The sequence below is a fragment of the Micromonospora sp. DT47 genome, assembly GCF_049844475.1.
Lineage (GTDB): Bacteria > Actinomycetota > Actinomycetes > Mycobacteriales > Micromonosporaceae > Micromonospora.
In genome coordinates this window covers 169,625-189,830 of sequence record NZ_JBNCLC010000005.1, presented here as the reverse complement: position 1 = coordinate 189,830, position 20,206 = coordinate 169,625, and the positions used below count along the sequence as shown (strand labels likewise).

General features: G+C 74.8%; 19 protein-coding genes. 13 read left to right on the top strand and 6 right to left on the bottom strand.

Annotated elements, in window-relative coordinates:
• Window positions 1–50 precede the first annotated feature (50 nt).
• The gene (locus ACLQ2U_RS10165) at window positions 51–872 is read left to right on the top strand and encodes an HAD family hydrolase (protein ID WP_425750318.1); all 822 of its coding nucleotides are present in this window, start codon (window positions 51–53) and stop codon (window positions 870–872) included.
• Entirely contained in the window at window positions 872–1,684 is an 813-nt protein-coding gene (locus tag ACLQ2U_RS10160) for a Cof-type HAD-IIB family hydrolase (protein WP_425750317.1), read from the top strand. Before ACLQ2U_RS10165 ends, ACLQ2U_RS10160 begins: the two co-directional genes overlap by 1 nt.
• A 29-nt stretch (window positions 1,685–1,713) precedes the next feature.
• Here the strand turns inward: ACLQ2U_RS10160 and ACLQ2U_RS10155 are convergent, their stop codons facing one another.
• On the bottom strand, window positions 1,714–2,316 hold the full coding sequence (locus tag ACLQ2U_RS10155) for a bacterial proteasome activator family protein (protein WP_425750316.1): 603 nt from the start codon (window positions 2,314–2,316) through the stop codon (window positions 1,714–1,716).
• 82 nt (window positions 2,317–2,398) lie between these two features.
• Between ACLQ2U_RS10155 and ACLQ2U_RS10150 the strand changes: the two genes are divergently transcribed.
• Window positions 2,399–3,196, top strand: a complete 798-nt coding sequence (locus ACLQ2U_RS10150) for an alpha/beta hydrolase family protein (protein WP_425750315.1) — start codon at window positions 2,399–2,401, stop codon at window positions 3,194–3,196.
• 77 nt (window positions 3,197–3,273) lie between these two features.
• Window positions 3,274–4,494 (top strand): ABC transporter substrate-binding protein, encoded by a 1,221-nt coding sequence (locus ACLQ2U_RS10145; RefSeq protein ID WP_425750314.1) that lies wholly within the window; start codon window positions 3,274–3,276, stop codon window positions 4,492–4,494.
• Window positions 4,495–4,573: 79 nt separating this feature from the next.
• On the opposite strand, the gene ddaH is transcribed toward ACLQ2U_RS10145, so the two are convergent.
• Entirely contained in the window at window positions 4,574–5,407 is an 834-nt protein-coding gene (gene ddaH / locus ACLQ2U_RS10140) for a dimethylargininase (protein ID WP_425750313.1), read from the bottom strand.
• 59 nt (window positions 5,408–5,466) lie between these two features.
• Between ddaH and ACLQ2U_RS10135 the strand changes: the two genes are divergently transcribed.
• The 3 genes from ACLQ2U_RS10135 (at window position 5,467) to ACLQ2U_RS10125 (ending at window position 8,982) form a co-directional block, all read left to right on the top strand.
• Window positions 5,467–5,925 carry an Lrp/AsnC family transcriptional regulator gene (locus ACLQ2U_RS10135; protein ID WP_425750312.1) on the top strand — a complete coding sequence of 153 codons (459 nt, stop codon included), beginning with the start codon at window positions 5,467–5,469 and terminating at the stop codon, window positions 5,923–5,925.
• A 118-nt stretch (window positions 5,926–6,043) separates the two neighbouring features.
• Window positions 6,044–7,948, top strand: a complete 1,905-nt coding sequence (locus ACLQ2U_RS10130) for a beta-propeller domain-containing protein (protein ID WP_425750311.1) — start codon at window positions 6,044–6,046, stop codon at window positions 7,946–7,948.
• Window positions 7,949–8,025: 77 nt separating this feature from the next.
• Window positions 8,026–8,982, top strand: a complete 957-nt coding sequence (locus ACLQ2U_RS10125; protein ID WP_425750310.1) for a zinc-binding dehydrogenase — start codon at window positions 8,026–8,028, stop codon at window positions 8,980–8,982.
• 82 nt (window positions 8,983–9,064) lie between these two features.
• Here the strand turns inward: ACLQ2U_RS10125 and ACLQ2U_RS10120 are convergent, their stop codons facing one another.
• The 3 genes from ACLQ2U_RS10120 to mobA all read right to left on the bottom strand — a co-directional run bounded on the left by ACLQ2U_RS10120 (window position 9,065) and on the right by mobA (window position 11,226).
• A complete protein-coding gene (locus tag ACLQ2U_RS10120; RefSeq protein WP_425750309.1) occupies window positions 9,065–10,168 on the bottom strand; it encodes a T3SS (YopN, CesT) and YbjN peptide-binding chaperone 1 in 1,104 nt (367 codons plus the stop codon).
• Window positions 10,169–10,258: 90 nt separating this feature from the next.
• Complete coding sequence (locus tag ACLQ2U_RS10115; RefSeq protein ID WP_425750308.1) at window positions 10,259–10,513, bottom strand: DUF6457 domain-containing protein; 255 nt, start codon at window positions 10,511–10,513, stop codon at window positions 10,259–10,261.
• Window positions 10,510–11,226 (bottom strand): molybdenum cofactor guanylyltransferase, encoded by a 717-nt coding sequence (gene mobA / locus ACLQ2U_RS10110; protein ID WP_425750307.1) that lies wholly within the window; start codon window positions 11,224–11,226, stop codon window positions 10,510–10,512. The genes ACLQ2U_RS10115 and mobA overlap by 4 nt, the downstream gene beginning before the upstream one ends.
• 114 nt (window positions 11,227–11,340) lie before the next feature.
• Between mobA and fdhD the strand changes: the two genes are divergently transcribed.
• The gene (fdhD, locus tag ACLQ2U_RS10105) at window positions 11,341–12,198 is read left to right on the top strand and encodes a formate dehydrogenase accessory sulfurtransferase FdhD (RefSeq protein ID WP_425750306.1); all 858 of its coding nucleotides are present in this window, start codon (window positions 11,341–11,343) and stop codon (window positions 12,196–12,198) included.
• Window positions 12,199–12,203: 5 nt separating this feature from the next.
• Here fdhD and ACLQ2U_RS10100 read toward each other — a convergent pair whose 3' ends face one another.
• Window positions 12,204–13,259 (bottom strand): DUF4192 domain-containing protein, encoded by a 1,056-nt coding sequence (locus ACLQ2U_RS10100; protein WP_425750305.1) that lies wholly within the window; start codon window positions 13,257–13,259, stop codon window positions 12,204–12,206.
• A 182-nt stretch (window positions 13,260–13,441) separates the two neighbouring features.
• Here ACLQ2U_RS10100 and ACLQ2U_RS10095 point away from each other — a divergent pair, with 182 nt between their 5' ends.
• From ACLQ2U_RS10095 to ACLQ2U_RS10075, 5 genes are all read left to right on the top strand, one after another.
• Complete coding sequence (locus ACLQ2U_RS10095; protein WP_425750304.1) at window positions 13,442–14,356, top strand: fructosamine kinase family protein; 915 nt, start codon at window positions 13,442–13,444, stop codon at window positions 14,354–14,356.
• Window positions 14,353–15,366, top strand: a complete 1,014-nt coding sequence (gene moaA, locus ACLQ2U_RS10090) for a GTP 3',8-cyclase MoaA (RefSeq protein WP_425750303.1) — start codon at window positions 14,353–14,355, stop codon at window positions 15,364–15,366. The genes ACLQ2U_RS10095 and moaA overlap by 4 nt, the downstream gene beginning before the upstream one ends.
• Window positions 15,367–15,369: 3 nt before the next feature.
• The gene (locus ACLQ2U_RS10085) at window positions 15,370–15,615 is read left to right on the top strand and encodes a MoaD/ThiS family protein (protein WP_425750302.1); all 246 of its coding nucleotides are present in this window, start codon (window positions 15,370–15,372) and stop codon (window positions 15,613–15,615) included.
• Window positions 15,616–15,626: 11 nt separating this feature from the next.
• Window positions 15,627–16,901, top strand: a complete 1,275-nt coding sequence (locus ACLQ2U_RS10080; RefSeq protein ID WP_425750301.1) for a metallophosphoesterase — start codon at window positions 15,627–15,629, stop codon at window positions 16,899–16,901.
• Window positions 16,902–16,995: 94 nt separating this feature from the next.
• Window positions 16,996–20,184, top strand: a complete 3,189-nt coding sequence (locus tag ACLQ2U_RS10075) for a UvrD-helicase domain-containing protein (protein ID WP_425750300.1) — start codon at window positions 16,996–16,998, stop codon at window positions 20,182–20,184.
• Window positions 20,185–20,206: the final 22 nt, after the last annotated feature.

The window sequence follows — 20,206 nt, the reverse complement described above, 5'->3', positions numbered from 1 at the left end:
ACCGACGACCGAAACGGTTGGCTGCGACGGCGGCGGGCGAAGGAGGAACGATGCCCCGCCCGGGACTGCCCAAGCTGATCGCCACCGACCTCGACGGCACGCTCGTCCGTAGCGACGACACCGTGTCGGCGTACACCCACCAGGTGCTCGACCGGGTGCGTGCCGCCGGGATCCCGGTGGTCTGCGCCACCGGCCGTGGCCCGCGGCTGGCCGAACTGACCCGCAACGACATCCGTGCCGCGGACTTCCTGGTGATGGCCGGGGGCGGCCGGGTGGTGGACCAGAGCGACCCGGCCGGTCCGGTGGTGCTCCGCGACGAACGCCTCCCCGGCGAGGTGCTCGCGCACCTGCTCGGCGAGCTGGAGGCCGAGGTCGGCCCGCTCACCGTGATGGTCGAGGCGTCCGACGAGCAGGACGCCCCGCTCTGGGGCGACTACCACCCGAGCTGGCCCTACCAGGACCGGTTCGAGGAGCGCAGCCGCGCCGAGTGCCTCTCCTGCGACGTGATCAAGGCGTTCGCGCGGACCGCCGACCACCACGTGGACGAGCTGCTGGCGACCGCCCGCCGGATCATCCCGCCGCAGGTCGCCACGCTCACCCAGGCCGGCCTCGGCTTCATCGAGATCTGCCCGCCCGGGGTGGACAAGGCCACCGGGCTGACCGTGGTGGCCGAGCGGCTCGGCGTCGACCCGGCGGAGGTGCTGGTCTTCGGGGACATGCCCAACGACCTGCCGATGTTCGCCTGGGCCGGCTGGGCCCGGGTGGCCGTCTCCAACGCCCACCCGGAGGTCCGGGCCGCCGCCGACGAGGTGACGCTGCGCAACGACGACGACGGGGTCGCGGTCTACCTGGACCGACTACTCTCCCGCTGATGGGAGAGAGACCCCGGCTCGTCGCCACCGACATCGACGGCACCCTGCTGGCGGACGACCGGACGATCAGCCGGCGTACCGCGGCGGTGCTGGAGCGGATCGCCGCGGCGGGCACGCCCGTCGTGCTGGTCACCGGCCGTCCGATCCGCTGGCTCCAACTGGTGTACGACCAGCTCGCCGCCCCGCTGCCGGCGATCTGCGCCAACGGGGCGGTGGTCTACGACCCGGGCTCCGACGAGGTGCTGCGGGCCGACCCGCTCGCCCCGGAGCTGCTCGCCGAGGTGGCCCGCCGGCTGCGCGCCGCGGTGCCCGGGGTGAGCTTCGCGGTGGAGATCGTGGACAGCCGGCAGATGCGGCACGAGACGCACTACCCGCTGCGCTGGGACGCCGACCACGACGCCATCCGGGCCGTCGAGTCGCCGGAGGAGCTGCACTCCGTACCGGCGGTGAAGCTGCTGGCCCGGGCCGGCGAGCAGGATCCGGACGCCTTCGTCGAGGTGGTGGCCGGGGCGCTGGAGGGGCTGGCCGAGGCCACCCACTCGTCGTACAGCGGGCTGGTGGAGATCTCCGCGGCCGGGGTGACCAAGGCGGCCGGGTTGGCCTGGTACGCCGCCCGGCTGGGTGTGGACGAGCGGGACGTGCTGGCCTTCGGCGACATGCCCAACGACCTGCCGATGCTGACCTGGGCCGGTCGGGCGGTGGCGGTGGCGAACGCGCACCACGCCGTCCTGGCGATCGCCGACGAGGTGACCGCGGCGAACACGGAGGACGGCGTGGCGGCGTACCTGGAGAAGGTCTTCGGAGTGGGCTGAGCCGGTCGGGCGCGCGATGCCCGACCCGGTCAGAGGTACTGGCCGGTGGGGTGCCCCTCGCCGCCGGACGGCTGGCCCACGCCCGGCATGCCGGGCATCACCCCGCCCGGCCCGCTGGGCAGCGCGGGCCGGCCGGACCGCATCTGCTCCAGCTGCACGCGGGCGGCCATCTGCTGGGCGACCAGCGCGGCCTGGATGCCGTGGAACAGCCCCTCCAGCCAACCGACCAGCTGGGCGTGGGCGATCCGCAGCTCGCCCTCGCTGGGCGCCTTCTCCTCGGTGAAGGGCAGCGAGATCCGCTCCAGCTCGTCGCGCAGCTCGGGCGCGAGGCCCTCCTTGAGCTCGACGATCGACCGCTCGTGGATCTCCCGCATCCGGTGCCGGCTGGCGTCGTCCAGCGGGGCGGCCCTGACCTCCTCCAGCAGCTGCTTGATCATGCTGCCGATCCGCATCACCTTGGCCGGCTGCTCGACCAGGCGGGTCGGGTCCTCCCCCGCCGCCTCGTCGGTCTGCACGGTGCCGACCGGGCGGCCGTCCGGGCCGACCACCACCACGGTGCCCGGGTGCCCGGCGCCGTCGCGGTCCGGCTCGTCGTTCTGTCCAGCGGAGTGCGCTTCGGTCATGGGTCCCATCTTTACCCACGCTGGCGAGGCACACGCGCCCGGACCGGTTCCCGACCCCCGCCGTCCGGCGGGTCGCGCTACCGTCGCCGGCATGTCCACCGATCCGCGCGCCGTGCTCACCCGCCCGGCCCCGCCACCCGACCTGACCGTCGCGTACGGGGACCACCCGGACCAGCTGGTGGACCTGCGCCGCCCGGCCGGCGACGGTCCGGTCCGCCCGCTGGTCGCCGTGCTGCACGGGGGGTTCTGGCGGGCCGAGTACGACCGCGCCCACACCGGCCCGCTCGCCGCCGCGCTGGCCGGGCTCGGCTGGCCGGTGGCCCAGCTGGAGTACCGCCGCACCGGGCAACCCGGGGGCGGCTGGCCGGGCACCCTCACCGACGTGCTGGCCGGAGTGGCGGCGCTGCCCGCGCTGGCGGCGCGCGCCCTGCCCGGTCGGGTGGCCGCCGGTCCACCGCTGCTGCTCGGGCACTCCGCCGGCGGGCACCTCGCGCTCTACGTCGCGGCGCACGCCCCGGCCGCCGTGGCCGGGGTGCTCGCGTTGGCGCCGGTCGCCGACCTCGCCGAGGCGTACCGGCTGGACCTGGACTCCGGCGCGGTGGCCGCGCTGCTCGGCGGCGGACCGACCGACCACCCGGACCGGTACGCGGCCGCCGATCCACGGACGTTGGTGCCACTACGACCACGCACGGTGATCGTGCATGGGCTGCGGGACCGACAGGTTCCGGCTACGGTCAGCCGGTCGTTCGTGACCGCCGCCCGGGCGGCGGGATCGGACGTCACCCTCGTTGAACTGCCCGAATGCGAGCACTTCGGGCTCATCGACCCGGATTCGGCGGCCTGGCCGCAGGTGAGAGCTGCGTTGCAGTCCCTGCACAAAGATCAATAGCCATTGACGCAGCGTCGTCGAGCAGGTAGAACGCCGAGGGGGCGGTGACGCCCGGCAACGCTCCCGGAAGGATTTTGGTGTCGCAGATGAACCGCAGGCGGGCCCTTCAACTCCTGGCCGCGCTCGGTACCACCGGGCTGGCCGCGGGGTGTGGTTCGGAGGACGACGACACACCCGCCAGCGACGGCTCCCCCATCAAGATCGGGCTGATCGCCCCGAAGAGCGGTGCCGGCAAGGCGATCGGCCAGGACATCGTCAACGGTTTCCAGATCTACCTGACCCTCAACGGGCAGCGGCTGGGCGGGCACCCGGTGACCCTGGTGACCGCCGACGAGGGCACCACCAAACAGACCGGTCAGGCCGCCGTCGACGAGCTGCTCAAGCAGGGGGTGCTCGCCCTCACCGGGGTGGTGAACTCCGACGTGATGTCCGGCATCCGGGACACCGTCGAGAAGGCCCGGGTGCCGCTGGTCGGCTCCAACGCCTCGCCCACCAGCCTGCAGAGCGTGGTCTACATCTGGCGCACCTCGTACGTGCTGGACGAGCCGGGGCGGGCGCTCGGGACGTACCTGAAGCAGACGATGCCGGCCGACCAGCGGATCGCGATCATCGCGCCGGACAGCCCCGCCAGCCTCGACGTCATCCAGGGCTTCCGCCACGCCTTCGGGGCCGACGACCCGCGGATCCTGGGCGAGCCGGTCTGGACGACCGCCGCCGCCGACCCCCGCAGCAACGCCTACCTCGACGACATCCGGCAGGTCCTGAGCCGGAAGCCGAACGCCCTGTTCTGCTTCTACTCCGGCCCCGCCGCGGTCCAGTTCATCAAGCAGCTGCGCACCGGGCTGGGCTGGCGCGGGCCGGTCTACGCGCCCGGGTTCCTCACCGAGGGCACCGTCCTCAACGACCTGCATTCCACCCTGGTGAAGGACAACGACAACCTGAAGCCCGGCACGATCCACACCGCGTCGAACTACTCGGCCGACCTGAGCAGCAACGCCAACCGGGTCTTCGCCGGCGCGTACCGCAAGACGTTCGGCGCCTCCCCCACCACCTACGCGATGGCCTCGTACGACGCCGCGCAGGTGCTCGACAAGGCGATCGGACTGGCCGGGCCGAACCCGACCCCGCAGCTGGTCAACCTGAGCATGGGCAAGATCGGCCAGGTCGACAGCCCGCGCGGGACGTGGCAGTTCAACCAGCCGCGTACCCCGCAGCAGAAGTGGTACCTGCGCAAGGTCGGGTTCGACGGCCGGCTGCTCTCCAACGTCCTGATCAGCGAGATCGCCACGCTCGGCTGAGCCGCCGAGCCCCCGTACGCGCGAAGGGTCGGTCCCCCCGCGGGGGGACCGGCCCTTCGCGCGTACGGCGCCGGTGCGTTCAGTGGCGCAGCTCGGCGATGCAGCACTTCACGCTGCCGCCGCCCTTCTTCAGCTCGGCCAGCTCGACCGGCACCGGGGTGTAGCCGGCCGCCTTGAGCTTGCCGGCCAGCCGGGTCGCCTCGCTGTTGAGCACCACGTTCGCCCCGTCGCTGACCAGGTTCAGGCCGAAGGCCATGGCGTCCTCGTCGTCCGCGATCACCGCGTCCGGGAAGAGCTGGGCCAGGACCTTCTGGCTGGCCGCCGAGAAGGCGCCCGGGAAGTAGACGACGTTCTCGTCGTCGATCGAGGCGAGCGCGACGTCCAGGTGGTAGAAGCGCGGGTCGACCAGGCGCAGCGAGACCACCGGCCGGCCGAGCGCCTCCTGCGCCTCGGCGTGCGCCGGCAGCTCGGTGCGGAAGCCGTGCCCGGCGAGGATCAGGCCACCGTGCGCGTCCGGCAGGTACGCGAAGTCGCCCTCACCCTCGTTCGTCTCGCTCGGGGCGATGAAGTGCCAGCCCTGCTCCTGGTAGAAGGCACGGTGCGCGGCGGCCTCGGCGGCCCGCTGCTCGTGCTTGAACTGCGCGCCGTAGACCGTCCCGTCCACCACGAACGCGCCGTTGGCCGCGTAGACCATGTCCGGCAGTCCGGCCTCGGGGGTCAGCAGGTGCACGTCGTGACCGAGACCGACCAGGGTCTCCCGCAGTCGGTCCCACTGCTTGACCGCCAGGTCCGCGTCGACGGCGGTGGTGACGTCCATCCACGGGTTGATCGCGTACTCGACGGCGAAGTGCTCGGGCGAGCACATGAGATATGTCCGCTTTCGCGGGACTCGCTGCTGGTTCACGGTGACCAAGGGTAGGTAGCGTGGAACCTTGGTAACAGCCAGAACCGTTGCTTCCCAGAGGCGGAACGTTGCAGATCGACGCGGTAGACCAGCGAATCATTGCGCTGCTCGTGGCGGACGCCCGAGCGTCGTACGCGGACATCGGAATCCGGGTGTCACTCTCCGCTCCGGCGGTCAAACGACGCGTCGACCGGCTCCGCGCCACCGGCGTGATCCGGGGCTTCACCGCGGTGGTCGACCCGGCCGCCGTCGGCTGGACCACCGAGGCCTTCGTCGAGCTCTTCTGCGCCGGCCGGACCACCCCCGCCCAGATCGGGGTGGCCGCCCGGCGGCACCCGGAGGTGGTCGGGGCGTACACGGTCTCCGGGGAGGCGGACGCGCTCGTGCACCTGCGGGCCGCGGACATCTCCCATCTGGAGGATGCCCTGGAACGGCTGCGCGCCGAGTCCTTCGTGACCTCCACCCGCAGCACCATCGTGCTCTCCCGGCTGGTCGAGTCGCCCGGCGTCGGCCCGTCCACCGGCTGACGCCGCCCCGGCCGCCGGATCGCGCGGCGGACGGACCGGGCGGCGGGTCGGGCGGCGCTCGGACGGACCGGACGGGTACGGCGGGAACCGGGCGGCGCCGGGCCGCGTCCGAACCGACATGACACGGGGAACCACCCACGCCGCCGCCGGAACCCTGCTCGCCCTCGGCCTGCTGGCCGGGAGCACCCCGACCGGAACGGGATCGGGCGGGACGCCGGCCGTCGCCGCCCCGCCCCGGCTGGTCGCCTACGACTCGTGCGCCGAGGCCCTCGCCGACCTGCGGTCGGCCGCCAGCGCCGCGGTCGGCCCGTGGGGCTTCGACCCCGGCTGGCGTACCGGGATCCAGGAAGACCTCGCGCTGCCCGCCGCCGCCGCAGCGGAGAAGGCCGCGGCCCCGGAGCACTCCACCACCAACGCGCACGAGCCGGACGCCGACGAGCCGGACCTGGTGAAGACCGACGGCCGGCGGATCGTCACGGTGACCCGGGGCGTGCTGCGGGTGGTCGACCCGGCCACCCGGGTGGTCACCGGGCGGCTCTTCCTCGCCACCGCCGGGTGGGACGCCACCGGGCCCGGTGGCGGGCTGCTGCTGCACGGCGGCCGGGCCCTGGTGCTCACCCGCGCCGCCGCGCCGGACGCCGGACCGCTGCCCCGTCCCGCCGGACCGCTGGTCCGTCCCGGCGCGCCGGACGCCGGAACAGCGACCGAGCGCCCCGCCGGCCCGGCCGGACCGCGCCTCGTCCTGGTCGACCTCGCCGGGGCGCCGCGCGTGCTGGCCACGTACCGGATCGACGGGAACCTGCTCGACGCGCGCCAGACCGGCGCGACCGCCCGGGTCGTGGTCCGCAGCACCCCCCGGCTGCCATTCCCGTACACCGAGCAGGGCACCGACGCCGAGCGGACCGCGGCGAACCGCGCGGTGATCGCCCGCGCCGGCCTGGACGCCTGGCTGCCCCGGTACGAGTGGACGGCCGGCGCCGACCAGGGCGCCGGCCGGGTCGGCTGCGACCGGGTCAGCCGACCCACCACCGGTTCGGCCGCCTCGCTGCTCACCGTGCTCAGCTTCGATCTCGGCGCGGACCGGCTCGGCGACGGGGACCCGGTCGGCGTCGCGGCCGACGCGGACACCGTCTACGGCACCGCCGGCAGCCTCTACCTGATCGGCCAGCGCGGCCCGGCGATCCCGGGGACAGCCCGGGGCCGGTGGTCGGAGCTGATCGCCACCGACGTCTACCGGTTCGACCTCACCGGCCCGGGCCACCCCCGGTACGTCGCCGCCGGGCGGGTCCCCGGCGCCCCGCTCAACCAGTACGCGCTCTCCGAATGGCAGGGTGACCTGCGGATCGCCACCACCACCGAACGCGCCTGGGGTGGCGATCCCACCTCCGAGTCGGCGGTGCACGTGCTGCGCCGGCGGGGCGACACCCTGGACGAGATCGGCCGGGTCGGCGGCCTCGGCCGGGGCGAGCGGATCCAGGGGGTGCGCTTCCTCGGCCCCACCGGGTACGTGGTGACCTTCCGCCGGACCGACCCGCTGTACACCGTCGATCTGTCCGATCCGACCGCGCCGCGGGTCACCGGCGAGCTGAGGATCACCGGCTGGTCGGCGTACCTGCACCCGCTGCCGGACGGCCGGTTGCTCGGAGTGGGGCAGGAGGCGGACGAACAGGGCCGGGCGCTCGGATTCCAGGTCTCCCTCTTCGACGTGACCGACCCCGCCCGGCCGGTCCGGCTGGCCCGGCACCACGTACCCGGCACCGCCTCGGCGGCCGAGTTCGACCCGCACGCCTTCCTCCACCAGCCGACCACCGGCCTGGTCGCCCTGCCGGTGCAGGACGCGGTCCGGCTGCTGCGGGTCTCCGCGACCGGGATCGCCGAGGTCGGCACGGTCGACCACGGGCCGGGCACCGCGGTGACCCGCTCGTTGCTGGTGGCCGGCACCCTCTGGACCGTGTCGGACGGGGGCCTGAAGGCCACCGACCCGGTCACCGCCCGCGAGGTCGGCTGGCTTCCGGCGACCTGACCGGCCCGCCGGCCGCCGTTGACCTCACCCCCGGTTGAAGTTGTCGAATGGTGGCGGGTGACGACGGAGGGGGAGTTGTGCGGGCGGTGTGGTTGCGGGAGTTCGGCGGCCCGGAGGTGCTGACGCCGGGCGTCGCGGAGGATCCGGTTCCCGGCGCGGGACAGGTGCTGATCGAGGTGGCCCACGCCAACCTCACCTTCGTCGAGACGATGTTCCGGGCCACCGGGTTCGGGCCGTTCCGCGCCCCGTTGCCGGTGATCCCCGGCAACGGCGTCGGCGGGGTGATCGGCGCGGTGGGCCCGGGCGTGGAGCCCGGGATGATCGGCCGGCGGGTGGTCAGCGGCACCGGCGGCACCGGCGGGTACGCCGAGCGGGTCGTGGTGGACGCCGCCGCGCCGATCGAGGTGCCGGACGGGCTGCCGCTGGACCGGGCGGTGGCCCTGTTCGCCGACGGCCGTACCGCGCTGATGCTGATCGGGGCGGCCACCCCGCGCCCCGGCGAGCGGGTCCTGGTCGAGGCGGCCGCCGGCGGGGTGGGCGGCCTGCTGGTGCAGCTGGCCGCCCGGGCCGGCGCGCGGGTGGTCGCGCTCGCCGGCGGGCGGCGCAAGACGGACGTGCTGCGCGCCTCAGGCGTCGAGGTGGTGGTCGACTACCGGGAGCGGGACTGGGCCGACCAGGTCCGGGCCGCCGTGGGCGGCGCCGACGTGGTCCTCGACGGGGTGGGGGGCGAGGTCGCCCGGACGGCGTTCGACCTGCTCGACCCGGGCGGCCGGATGCTCAGCTTCGGGCTGGCCGGCGGGAGCTGGGCCGACGTGCCCGAGGAACTCGCCGCCGAGCGCGGAGTGACGCTGCTCCGCCCGGGGGCCGACCCCGTCGAGATGCGCGCCCTCACCGAGCGGGCGCTGGCCGAGGGCGCGGCCGGGCGGCTCCGCCCGGTGATCGGGCAGCGCTTTCCGCTGGACCGGGCCGCCGAGGCGCACGCCGCGATGGAATCGCGGGCCACCGTCGGCAAGACCCTGCTCGACGTCGGCTGAGCAGGCCGGCGGGGCCGAGGCGCACGCGTTCCGGGCCCGGAGGCGCGGCCCGGAGGCGCGGCATCCGCCGGCTCCCGGCGAGTCAGAGGTACATGCCGGTCCGGTGCTCGGCCTCGCCGCGGCCCGGCTTGTCGCCCTCGCCGAAGAAGCGCTTGCCGCCGAACTCGCCGTGCAGCCGGTCGTCCAGCTCGTCGGCCAGCCCGGTCATCACCTGCACGGCGAGCATCAGGTGGGTGGCCTGGAAGTTTCGGCCGAAGACCGGGATGGACGCCCAGACCGTGTCGTCGGCGCAGTAGAGCCGGCCGATCGGCATCCGGTTGGTCAGCTCGGAGAGCTTCACGTAGAGCCGCTCGGTCGGCTCCACCTCGGTGAGCACCGGGGACAAGACGTCGACCAGGGGCGGGTTGTCGCGGACCCGGACGAAGACCATCGCCGAGCCGGCGCGGATGTTGATGTCCCCGTCCGAGTCGACCTGGAGCTGGTCGGACTTCGACTTGAGCATGGTGGAGACGACCGTGCGGACCCGCTCCTCCAGCGCCAGCACGTCGTTCTCGCCGTTCTGCGCGGTCGCGGCGGCGCCCAGCGCCTCGTCGAGGTCGGCCTCGACGTCCCGGGCCGGGCCGAAGTCGCTGCGGGCGGTGCCGAGCGGCTCGACCGGCAGCGGCTCGCCATCGGCGTCGTGCACGAGGTAGACCAGGAAGGCCGGGTGCGGCGCGCCGTAGACGTCCCGCAGGGTGCGGGAGAGCAGCGCGGCCAGCTTGCCGGCGTCCGTCGTCGAGCCGTCCAGGCCGAACTGCTCGCCGGAGCCCTCCAGCACGCCGGGGGGCGACCAGCCGAGCGCGATCATGTCCGCCACCGCGGCGCGGTCCAACCGGTAGCCCTGCGGCAGGGTGGCGTTGCCGACCGCGCGCGCCGACAACCTGCCTCCGTCGCCGGCGTCGACGCTGATCGAGTAGACGGCGTCGCCGGTGCCGGAGGCGGTCGGGTCGAGGGTCAGCTCCAGGTGGGCCCCGGTGGGCAGCCCGCGCAGCCGGTCGGCCAGCGCCCGGGCGAACTCCCGCCACGCCTCAGTGACCTTCGCCCGCAGGTCGGCCGTGGTCGGCTCGTCCAGCAGGACCGATTCGTGCTGCTCCGGCGAACCGCCGGAATGATCACCGGTCGGCACCGAGGGGTGGTCTGCCGTCATGATCGCCTCCGTCCGTCAAGGTCACCCTACCCAGGCGGACGCGGGATCAAATCCACCGCGACCGGGATCGGACAACCCGGCGGGGGACGCTCACTCCGGGCGTTCGCCGCCCAGTTCCACCGGCCAGGTGCCGGCCAGGGCACTCAGCCGCGCCGCCGCGTCCGCCGGGTCCGCGCCCCGACCGACGGCGACCCCGAACAGGTACGCGGTGACCGGCGCGCCCGGCCGCAGCACCTGATGGGCGACGTCCTTGGCCAGGTCCAGCACCGTCGGCACCGGCACGTCGACCGGGTCGAGGCCCAGCTCCGCGCAGGCCGCCGTGACCCAGTCGTCCATCACCGTCATCGTGTCCACTCCTCCGCCCGGCGTACGTCGGAGTCAGTGTCGCAGTCGAACCAGGGCGGCGGGCCGCTGCCGGACCAGGGCAGGTCCCGCACGGTCAGCTCGCCGAGCAGGTCTCGCATGGCGGCGCCGTCGAGCGTGCCGTCGCGGCGGGCGGCGAGCCGCCCGAGGGCGGCGCGCAGCGGCGCGACCCGCCACACCCCGCAGAGCGGTTGACGCCGCCCCCGGTCGTCGAGGAAGCAGACCCCGTCGGGACCCGCCTGCGGCTCCGGCTCGACGTGGGGCTCGGTGTGGGGCTCGGGGTGCTCGAGGCGGACCTCCGCCACGGCCGCCCGGGGCGCGGACCCGTCGGCCGGGCTCGCGGATGCGCCCGGATCCGCCTCCAGCGCCTCGAGCAGGGCGGCGACCGCCTCCCGGGTGAGCAGCGGCAGGTCCGCGGCGAGCAGGGCGACGGTGGTCGTACCGGGGTGGAGCAGGGCCAACCCGGCCGCGGTGGCGGCCACCGGCCCACCGCCGGGCGGCTCCTCCCGGGTCACCAGGACGTCGGCGGGCACCGGCCCGGCCGGCCCGACCAGCACGCGCGGGGCGGCGTCGGCGACCGCCGCCAGCACCCGGTCCCGCATCGACCGCCCACCCACCGGCAGGGCGGGCTTGTCCCGCCCACCCATCCGGCGGGCCGCGCCTCCGGCGAGCACCACCGCCGCGTACGCCGTCACCCGGTCACCGTATCCGCGCCGGCCCCCGGCCGCAGACGCGCGCCAGACCGCCGTGGTCTGGCCCGAACGGCCCGAGCCGTGCGGGCCGCCCGGGGGGCGGGGCAGGATGGCGGGATGGGACGGGCGACTGATCGACGTGGCGTGCTCCGGATCGACCTCGACGCGGTGGCCGACGGACGCGCCCCGGAACGCCGCCCGGACAACCTGTCGGTGGAGGAGCCGTTCGAGATCCGGGTCGGCCCGGCCGGCGCCGGCCGGCGCCGCCCTCTCGCGGTGACCATGCGGACCCCCGGCGACGACATCGACCTGGCGATCGGCTTCCTGCTCACCGAGGGGCTGATCCGGTCGACCGAGGACGTGCTCACCGCCCAGCTCTGCGCGGGCGCGGAGACGCCCAACACGTACAACGTGGTCGACGTGGTGCTCGCTCCCGGCGTGCCGGAGCCGACCACCGACCCGTCGCGCAACTTCTACACCACCAGCTCGTGCGGGGTCTGCGGCAAGGCCAGCATCGACGCCATCCGGACCCGCTCGCCGTACCCGGTGGCGGAGGACGCGCTCACCGTACGGGCGGACGTCCTGGCCGGGCTGCCGGACCGGCTGCGCTCGGCCCAACGGGCCTTCGACCGCACCGGCGGGCTGCACGCGGCGGGACTCTTCACCCCGGACGGCGAACTGGTGGTGCTCCGGGAGGACGTCGGCCGGCACAACGCGGTGGACAAGGTGGTCGGCTGGGCCGTGCGGGAACGCCGGCTGCCGCTGGCCCGACACGTGCTGCTGGTCTCCGGCCGGGCCAGCTTCGAGCTGACCCAGAAGGCGTGGATGGCGGGCGTGCCGCTGCTCGCCGCGGTCTCCGCGCCCAGCTCGCTCGCGGTGGACCTGGCCGACGAGGCAGGGATGACCCTGGTCGGCTTCCTGCGCGGCCGGACGATGAACGTCTACGCCGGCGCGCAGCGGGTCGCCGTCGACTGAGCCGCTCACCCGATGCCCCGGCGCAGCCGGCCCCGGCGACGGGGGCGGCGACGCACCACGCCCGGCTCGCCCACCGCCGGCCAGCCGTCCAGCTCGGACGGGGGCACCCCGCGCCGGAGCAGGTCGTCGAGGAGCTGGGCGAGCGAGTAGTCGGGGTGGGCCGCCAGCGCCCGTTCCAGCGCCACCGCGGCCAACGCCCCCTGGCCGGCCCGCCACGCGGCGAACGCCAGCAGGCTCGCGGGCGCGGCGATCAGCTCCTCCTCGGCGCGGCGCAGCACGTCGCTCCAGAGGCTGATGTCCTCCTCACGCCCGTCGGTACGCTCCCAGGCGTGGTCCCGGACCGGCAGGTGGGTGAGAAGCAGGCTGAGCCAGGCCACCTCGTCGTCGGTCAGCCGCTCCCCCCGGCGGTGCCGGCGCAGCGCGGTCCGGACCGCGGTCACCCCGGCGGCCCGGACCGACCGGCCACCCAGCAGATCGGCGCTGGGTGCCTGCTCCAGGAAGTCGAGCAGCCGCCGCTCGGCCCGGACACCGGCACGTCGCATCGCGTCCCGGTCCGTCCCGACCGGCGCCACCTGGGCGGTGAGCGCGGCCCGGTCGGGGAGCGCCACCTGGCCGGCGAAGACCGCCGCGGCGGTGACCTGGCTGGTTCCCGGGTCGTACGGGGTGCCGTCGGGCGGGCAGCAGTCCGCCTCGGTGCAGAGGTACGACCAGTACCGCCCGTCGGTCACCCGGAGGGCGTCGAGCACCGTCAGCCCGGCATCGGTGAGCGCGCCGCCGACCGCGTCCACGGTGGGGGTGACCCGCTCGGCCGGCCCGTAGCCGATGACGGTGACGGACTCGGCGTCCTGCCGGCCGAGGACGCCGCCCAGGTGACGGGCGGGCAGCCGCGGGTCGGCGTCACGGTCGGGCAGGTCCGCCCGGGCGGCAAAGACGATCCGCCGACCGCGCAGCGCCACCACGACCACGCTGTCGGCGGGATGGAAGCCGAGCAGGTAGGGCACGGCGGCGATCAGGTCGGCGGGCGAGCGGACGGTGAGCCGGGGGCGGTCGGTCGCGTTCATGGGGGCAGCCTGCGGCCACTCGGGCGCGGCCGACAGGCCCTGTGGACGACACGCGGGTTGTCCACAGACACGGAGAGTATTCCCGCAGGTGGCACGGATTCGGGGAGTCTCGGAATCCACCCGGCGCTCACCGATGGCCGCGCCGGGTCACGTCCGGGCCGGGGAGCGGATACGTTGCGCTGATGGATCTGGCGTACCTGCGGGCGCACCCGGAGCACCTGCCCACGTTCCTGACCCACCAGCGGATCCGGGAGACCCCGGTCTCCGGCGGGGACATCTGCGCCGCCTCCCGGCTCACCCTCGACGACGGCCACTCGGTCTTCGCCAAGGCCTGGCCGGAACGGGCGGGCCGGCCGGTGCCCGAGCACTTCTTCGCCACCGAGGCCGCCGGGCTGCGCTGGCTGCGGGAGGCCGGCACGGTGGCCGTACCGGAGGTGATCGTGGCGTTGCCGGAGCTGCTGGCGCTGGACTGGGTGGAGCCCGGCGAGCCGACGCCGGAGGCGGCGGAACGGTTCGGCCGGGAGCTGGCCGGGATGCACCGGGCGGGCGCGCCCGCGTTCGGTGCCGACTGGCCCGGCTTCATCGGCGCGCTGCCGCAGGACAACACCCCGCACGAGGGCCCCTGGTCGACCTGGTTCGCCCAGCGCCGGCTGGTGCCGTACCTGCGGATGGCGGTGGACGACGGCGCGCTCACCGGAGCGGAGGCCACGCTGGTGGAGGAGATCGTCGACCGGATCGGCGAGTTCGGCGGTGACGAGCCGCCGACCCGGGTGCACGGCGACCTCTGGTCGGGGAACATGCTCTGGGGCGCCGACGACCGGGTCTGGCTCATCGACCCGGCGGCGCACGGTGGCCACCGGGAGACCGACCTCGCCCAGCTGACCCTCTTCGGGGGGCCGCCGCACCTGGACCGGATCATGGACGCCTACCGGGAGGCGTGGCCGTTGGCCGACGGGTGGCGGGAGCGGCTGCCGCTGCACCAGCTCCACCTGCTGCTCGTGCACAGCGCGCTGTTCGGCACGTCGTACCGGGACGCGGTGGCCGGCGCCGCCCGCATGGCGCTGCGCGGGGCCGGTCGCGCTACGGTCGACGGGTGACCGCCACCCCGACGACCGACGGCGTCCTCGTCGACCGGTACGGCCGCGTCGCCCGGGACCTGCGCGTGTCGTTGACCGACAAGTGCAACCTCCGCTGCACCTACTGCATGCCGGCGGAGGGGTTGCCCTGGCTGGCCGGGCCGCAGCTGCTCGGCGACGACGAGATCGTCCGGCTGATCCGGGTCGCCGTGGAACGGCTCGGGGTGACCGAGGTGCGGTTCACCGGCGGTGAGCCACTGATCCGGCCCGGTCTGGTCGGCATCGTCTCCGCGGTGGCCGCGCTGACGCCCCGCCCCCGGATCTCGCTGACCACCAACGGCCTCGGGCTGGAACGGCTCGCCGCCCCCCTGCGCGGTGCCGGGCTGGACCGGGTGAACGTCTCGCTGGACACCCTCGACCGGGACCGGTTCACCCGGCTGACCCGCCGGGACCGGCTCGCCGACGTGCTCGCCGGGCTGGCCGGCGCGGCAACGGCCGGGCTGACCCCGGTCAAGGTCAACTCGGTGCTGATGCGGGGCGTCAACGACGACGAGGCCCCGGCCCTGCTGCGGTTCGCCCTCGACCACGACTACGAGCTGCGGTTCATCGAGCAGATGCCGCTGGACGCCCAGCACGGCTGGGACCGTACGACGATGGTCACCGCGGACGAGATCCTCGCCTCCCTCGCGGCGGAGTTCGAGCTGACCCCGGACCCGGCCGAGCGGGGCGCGGCACCCGCCGAGACCTGGCTGGTCGACGGCGGCCCGGTCCGGGTCGGGGTGATCGCCAGCGTGACCCGACCCTTCTGCGGCGACTGCGACCGCACCCGGCTCACCGCCGACGGCCAGGTCCGGGCCTGCCTCTTCGCCACCGAGGAGTCCGACCTGCGCGGCGCCCTGCGGGCCGGCGCGGACGACGCCGAGCTGGCCCGGCGCTGGCAGGCGGCGATGCGGGGCAAGCGGGCCGGGCACGGCATCGACGACCCGACGTTCCTGCAACCCGCCCGGCCGATGTCCGCGATCGGAGGCTGAGCCGTGGACGTCACCGTCCGCTACTTCGCCGGAGCCCGGGCCGCCGCCGGCCGGACCGAGGAGACCGCATCCGCGGGCCGCAGTCTGGACGAACTGGTCGGTGAGCTCACGCAACGGCACGGGCCCCGGCTGGCCGCGGTGCTGCAGGTCGCGAGTTTCCTGGTCGACGGCGTGACCTGTCATGATCGTCGGACACCGCTGCCGGCCGGGAGCACGATCGACGTGCTGCCCCCCTTCGCGGGCGGCTGAGAAGGGGCGGCATGTTGGCGACTCTGGCTTTCGTGGCCACCCTCGCGCTGATCACTGGTCTGATCCACTTCTACCTGTGGAAGCGACTGGTCGGGGACACCACCGGCCCGGGGCGGTGGCGGCGGGTCGGCGGAGTCGTCGCGCTGGTGCTGGCGCTGCTCGTACCGGCCACCATGGTGGGCACCCGGGTCGGGGCGCACTGGCTGGCCTGGCCGGGCTACCTGTGGCTTGCGGTGATGTTCTACCTGCTGGTGCTGCTGCTGGTGCTGGAAGTGCCGATGGCGGTCGCGAAGCTGGTGCTGCGCCGCCGGGCGACGGTGGCCGAGGCGACCACCGCCGCGCCGGAGCCGGTGCTGGTCGGGGCCGCCGGCGCCGCCGACCCGCCGGCCGCCGACCCGCCGGCCGCCGACCCGCCGGCCGCCGAGGCGGTCGCCGAGCCGGACCACGACCCGTCCCGCCGGTTGCTGCTCGCCCGGGGGGCCGCGATCTTCGCCGGGCTCACCGCCGCCGGCGTGACCGGGTACGGCGTCCGCAGCGCGACGGGTCCGCCGCAGCTGGACCGGGTACGCATCCCGCTGGCCAGGCTCCCCCGCGGCATGGACGGCCTGCGGATCGCCACCGTCTCGGACATCCACCTCGGCCCGCTGCGCGGCCGGGCGCACACCGAGCGGATCGTCGCCGCGATCAACCGGCTCGACGCCGACCTCGTCGCGGTCGTCGGCGACCTGGTCGACGGCTCGGTGGCCGAACTGGGCGAGGCGGCCGAGCCGCTGCGTGACCTGCGCTCGCGGTACGGCAACTTCTTCGTCACCGGCAACCACGAGTACTACTCCGGCGTGGAGGAGTGGGTGCAGGAGCTGGACCGGCTCGGCCTGCGGGTGCTGCAGAACCAGCGCCAGGAGATCCGCGCCGGGGGCGGCGTGCTGGACCTGGCCGGGGTCAACGACGTCACCGCCGCCGGGACCGGCCTGGCCGCCCCCGCCGACTACGCCGCCGCGCTGGGCGACCGCGACCCGAGCCGCCCGGTGGTGCTGCTGGCCCACCAGCCGGTGGCCGCGCTCGAGGCGGCGAAGTTCGGCGTCGACCTGCAGCTCTCCGGGCACACCCACGGCGGCCAGATCGTGCCGTTCAACCTGCTCGTCGGGCTCCAGCAGCCGGTGGTCTCCGGGCTGGGCGAGGTGGACGGCACCAAGGTCTACGTGACCAACGGCGCCGGCTTCTGGGGTCCGCCGGTCCGGGTCGGCGCCCCGCCGCAGATCACCCTGGTCGAGCTCCGCACCCCATAACGCGGGTGGGCCGCACAGTCCAGCACCGCATTGCTCAGGTCACGCCCACGCGTGGCGGCGGGCGGGCAGTGGACCGGCCGTGACAGGATGCGGCGTGCCTCCGTTCAGCGCCGCGTCCCCCGGTGGCGTCCCGTCGTTCGTCGCGGACCTGCACATCCACTCGAAGTATTCCCGCGCGTGCAGCCGTGACCTGACCCTGCCGAACCTCGGCTGGTGGGCCCGGCGCAAGGGCATCGGGGTGCTCGGCACCGGCGACTTCACCCACCCCGCCTGGTACGACCACCTCCGCGAGACGCTGCACCCGGCCGAGCCGGGCCTGTACCGGCTGAGCCCGGAGGCGGAGCGGGACATCGCCCGGCGGCTGCCGCCCCGGCTGGCCAGCGCGGCGGAGACCGACCCGGTCCGGTTCATGCTGAGCGTGGAGATCTCCACGATCTACAAGCGGGACGACCGGACCCGCAAGGTGCACCACCTGATCTACCTGCCCGACCTGGACGCGGTGGCCCGGTTCAACACCGCGCTGGGCCGGATCGGCAACCTCGGCTCGGACGGCCGGCCGATCCTCGGCCTGGACTCCCGGGACCTGCTGGAGATCACCCTCGAGGCGAGCCCGGACGGCTACCTGGTGCCGGCGCACATCTGGACGCCCTGGTTCTCCGCGCTGGGCTCGAAGTCCGGCTTCGACGCGATCGCGGACTGCTACGCCGACCTGGCCGAGCACGTCTTCGCGGTGGAGACCGGCCTCTCCTCCGACCCGGAGATGAACTGGCGGGTCGGCAGCCTGGACCGCTACCAACTGGTCTCCAACTCGGACGCGCACTCGCCGCCGGCGCTGGCCCGGGAGGCCACCGTCTTCGACTCGGGTCGGGACTACTTCGCGATCCGGGAGGCACTGCGCACCGGCGACGGGTTGGCCGGGACGATCGAGTTCTTCCCCGAGGAGGGGAAGTACCACGCGGACGGGCACCGGCTCTGCGGCGTCAACTGGTCGCCGGAACGCACCCGCGAGGCCGGCGGACGCTGTCCGGAGTGCGGCAAGCCGCTCACCGTCGGGGTGCTGAGCCGGGTGGGGGAGCTGGCCGACCGGCCCGAGGGGCACCGCCCCCCGCACGCCCGCGAGGTCACCCACCTGGTGCCGCTGGCCGAGATCCTCGGTGAGATCAACAAGGTGGGTGCCCGGTCGAAGAAGGTCGAGGGGAAGCTCAACGAGCTGATCACCGCGCTCGGCCCGGAGTTGGAGATCCTCACCGCCACCCCGCTGAACGAGATCGGCCGGGTCGGCGGGGAGCTGCTCGCCGAGGGGATCGGCCGGCTGCGGCGCGGCGACGTCCGCCGGGTGCCGGGCTACGACGGCGAGTACGGCGTGATCACCCTCTTCGACCCGGCGGAGCTGGGCGCCTCCGGTGCCCCGACCGCGCAGGAGACGCTCTTCGACGTACCCGTGCCCGCGCAGCGCACCCCGGCGGAGCAGGCGGCGAAGGCGAAGGCCAAGCGCCCGGCGGCAGCGAAGCCCGAGCCGAAGCGGAAGTCCGCGCCGCCCCCACCGATCGCGCCGGCGCCCTCCCCGCACGAGCCGTTCGAGCCGATGCTCGCCGGCATGGAGGAGGTCGGCACCGGCCTGCTGGACCGGCTGGACGCGATGCAGCGGGTGGCCGCCTCCGCGCCGGGCGGGCCGCTGCTCATCGTGGCCGGCCCGGGCACCGGCAAGACCCGGACGCTGACCCACCGGATCGCGTACCTCTGCGCGGAGCTGAACGTCTTCCCCGAGCAGTGCCTGGCGATCACCTTCACCCGCCGGGCGGCCGAGGAGCTGCGGCACCGCCTGGACGGGCTGCTCGGGCCGGTGGCCGAGGACGTCACCGTGGGCACCTTCCACTCGCTCGGGCTGACCATCCTGCGGGAGAACGCGGACGCGGCCGGGCTGCCGGCGGACTTCCGGATCGCCGACGACGCGGACCGGTCGGCGGCCCGCGCCGAGGCCGGCGACGACCCGGCCCGCTACACCGCGCTGCTGCGCAAGCAGGACCTCGTCGACCTGGACGAGCTGCTCACCCTGCCGGTCGCGCTGCTCAGGGCCGACAAGAAACTGGTGCGCGGCTACCGGGAGCGGTGGCGGTGGATCTTCGTCGACGAGTACCAGGACGTCGACGCGGTCCAGTACGAGCTGCTGCGCCTGCTCAGCCCCGCCGACGGCAACCTCTGCGCGATCGGCGACCCGGACCAGGCGATCTACTCGTTCCGCGGCGCGGACGTCGGTTACTTCCTGCGCTTCTCGCAGGACTTCACCGACGCGCGGCTGGTCCGGCTGAACCGCAACTACCGCTCCTCGGCACCGATCCTGGCCGCAGCGGTGCAGGCCATCGCGCCGGCGTCGCTGGTCCGCGGCCGCCGGCTGGACCCGGCCCGGCTCGACCCGGAGGCGCCGCTGGTCGGTCGCTACCCCGCGGCCTCCGTCTCCGACGAGGCCGACTTCGTGGTACGCACCATCGACGAGCTGGTCGGCGGCCTCTCCCACCGGTCGCTGGACTCCGGCCGGATCGACGGCCGGGCGACCACCCTGTCGTTCTCCGACATCGCGGTGCTCTACCGCACCGACTCGCAGGCCGCGCCGATCGTGGACGCGCTGGCCCGGGCGAACATCCCGGTGCAGAAGCGCTCGCACGACCGGCTGCGGGACCGGCCCGGGGTGATGGCGATCGCCCGCGAGCTGCGGCACGCCGACGGCCTCGGCGGCGGGCTGCCCGCCCGGGTACGCCTCACCGGCCAGGTGCTCGCCGAGCGGTTCGCCGCCCCCACCCTGGATGGCTCCGGCGCGGTACGCCCCGAGGACGTTCGTACCGCCGTCGACCTGCTCACCCCGCTGGCCCGCCGCTGCGGCGACGACCTGGAGCTGTTCCTGTCCCAGCTGGCCACCGGCGCCGAGGTGGACGCGCTCGACCCGCGCGCCGAGGCGGTCACCCTGCTGACCCTGCACGCCGCCAAGGGGCTGGAGTTCCCGGTGGTCTTCCTGGTCGGCGCGGAGGACGGGCTGCTGCCGCTGCGCTGGCCCGGGTCCGCACCGGACGACGACGCGGTCGCCGAGGAGCGCCGGCTCTTCTTCGTCGGGCTGACCCGCGCCCAGGACCGGCTCTACGTCAGTCACGCCGCCCGGCGGGTCCGGCACGGGTCGGAGCGCGAGTGCCGGCCGTCGCCGTTCCTCGACGTCATCGACCCGGGGCTGTTCGAGCGGTTCGGCGAGGCCGAGCCGCGCCGCCCCAGGGACCGCCAGCTCCGGCTGATCTGACCGCCCGGCTCCCCGCCCCACG

Excerpts from the sequence above, each read along its gene's own strand:
- ACLQ2U_RS10165 (WP_425750318.1), top strand. The coding sequence starts at position 51 with ATGCCCCGCCCGGGACTGCCCAAGCTGATCGCCACCGACCTCGACGGC.
- ACLQ2U_RS10160 (WP_425750317.1), top strand. The coding sequence starts at position 872 with ATGGGAGAGAGACCCCGGCTCGTCGCCACCGACATCGACGGCACCCTG.
- ACLQ2U_RS10155 (WP_425750316.1), bottom strand. The coding sequence starts at position 2,316 with ATGGGACCCATGACCGAAGCGCACTCCGCTGGACAGAACGACGAGCCG.
- ACLQ2U_RS10150 (WP_425750315.1), top strand. The coding sequence starts at position 2,399 with ATGTCCACCGATCCGCGCGCCGTGCTCACCCGCCCGGCCCCGCCACCC.
- ACLQ2U_RS10130 (WP_425750311.1), top strand. The coding sequence starts at position 6,044 with ATGACACGGGGAACCACCCACGCCGCCGCCGGAACCCTGCTCGCCCTC.
- ACLQ2U_RS10120 (WP_425750309.1), bottom strand. The coding sequence starts at position 10,168 with ATGACGGCAGACCACCCCTCGGTGCCGACCGGTGATCATTCCGGCGGT.
- ACLQ2U_RS10115 (WP_425750308.1), bottom strand. The coding sequence starts at position 10,513 with ATGACGGTGATGGACGACTGGGTCACGGCGGCCTGCGCGGAGCTGGGC.
- fdhD (WP_425750306.1), top strand. The coding sequence starts at position 11,341 with ATGGGACGGGCGACTGATCGACGTGGCGTGCTCCGGATCGACCTCGAC.
- ACLQ2U_RS10100 (WP_425750305.1), bottom strand. The coding sequence starts at position 13,259 with ATGAACGCGACCGACCGCCCCCGGCTCACCGTCCGCTCGCCCGCCGAC.
- ACLQ2U_RS10095 (WP_425750304.1), top strand. The coding sequence starts at position 13,442 with ATGGATCTGGCGTACCTGCGGGCGCACCCGGAGCACCTGCCCACGTTC.
- ACLQ2U_RS10080 (WP_425750301.1), top strand. The coding sequence starts at position 15,627 with ATGTTGGCGACTCTGGCTTTCGTGGCCACCCTCGCGCTGATCACTGGT.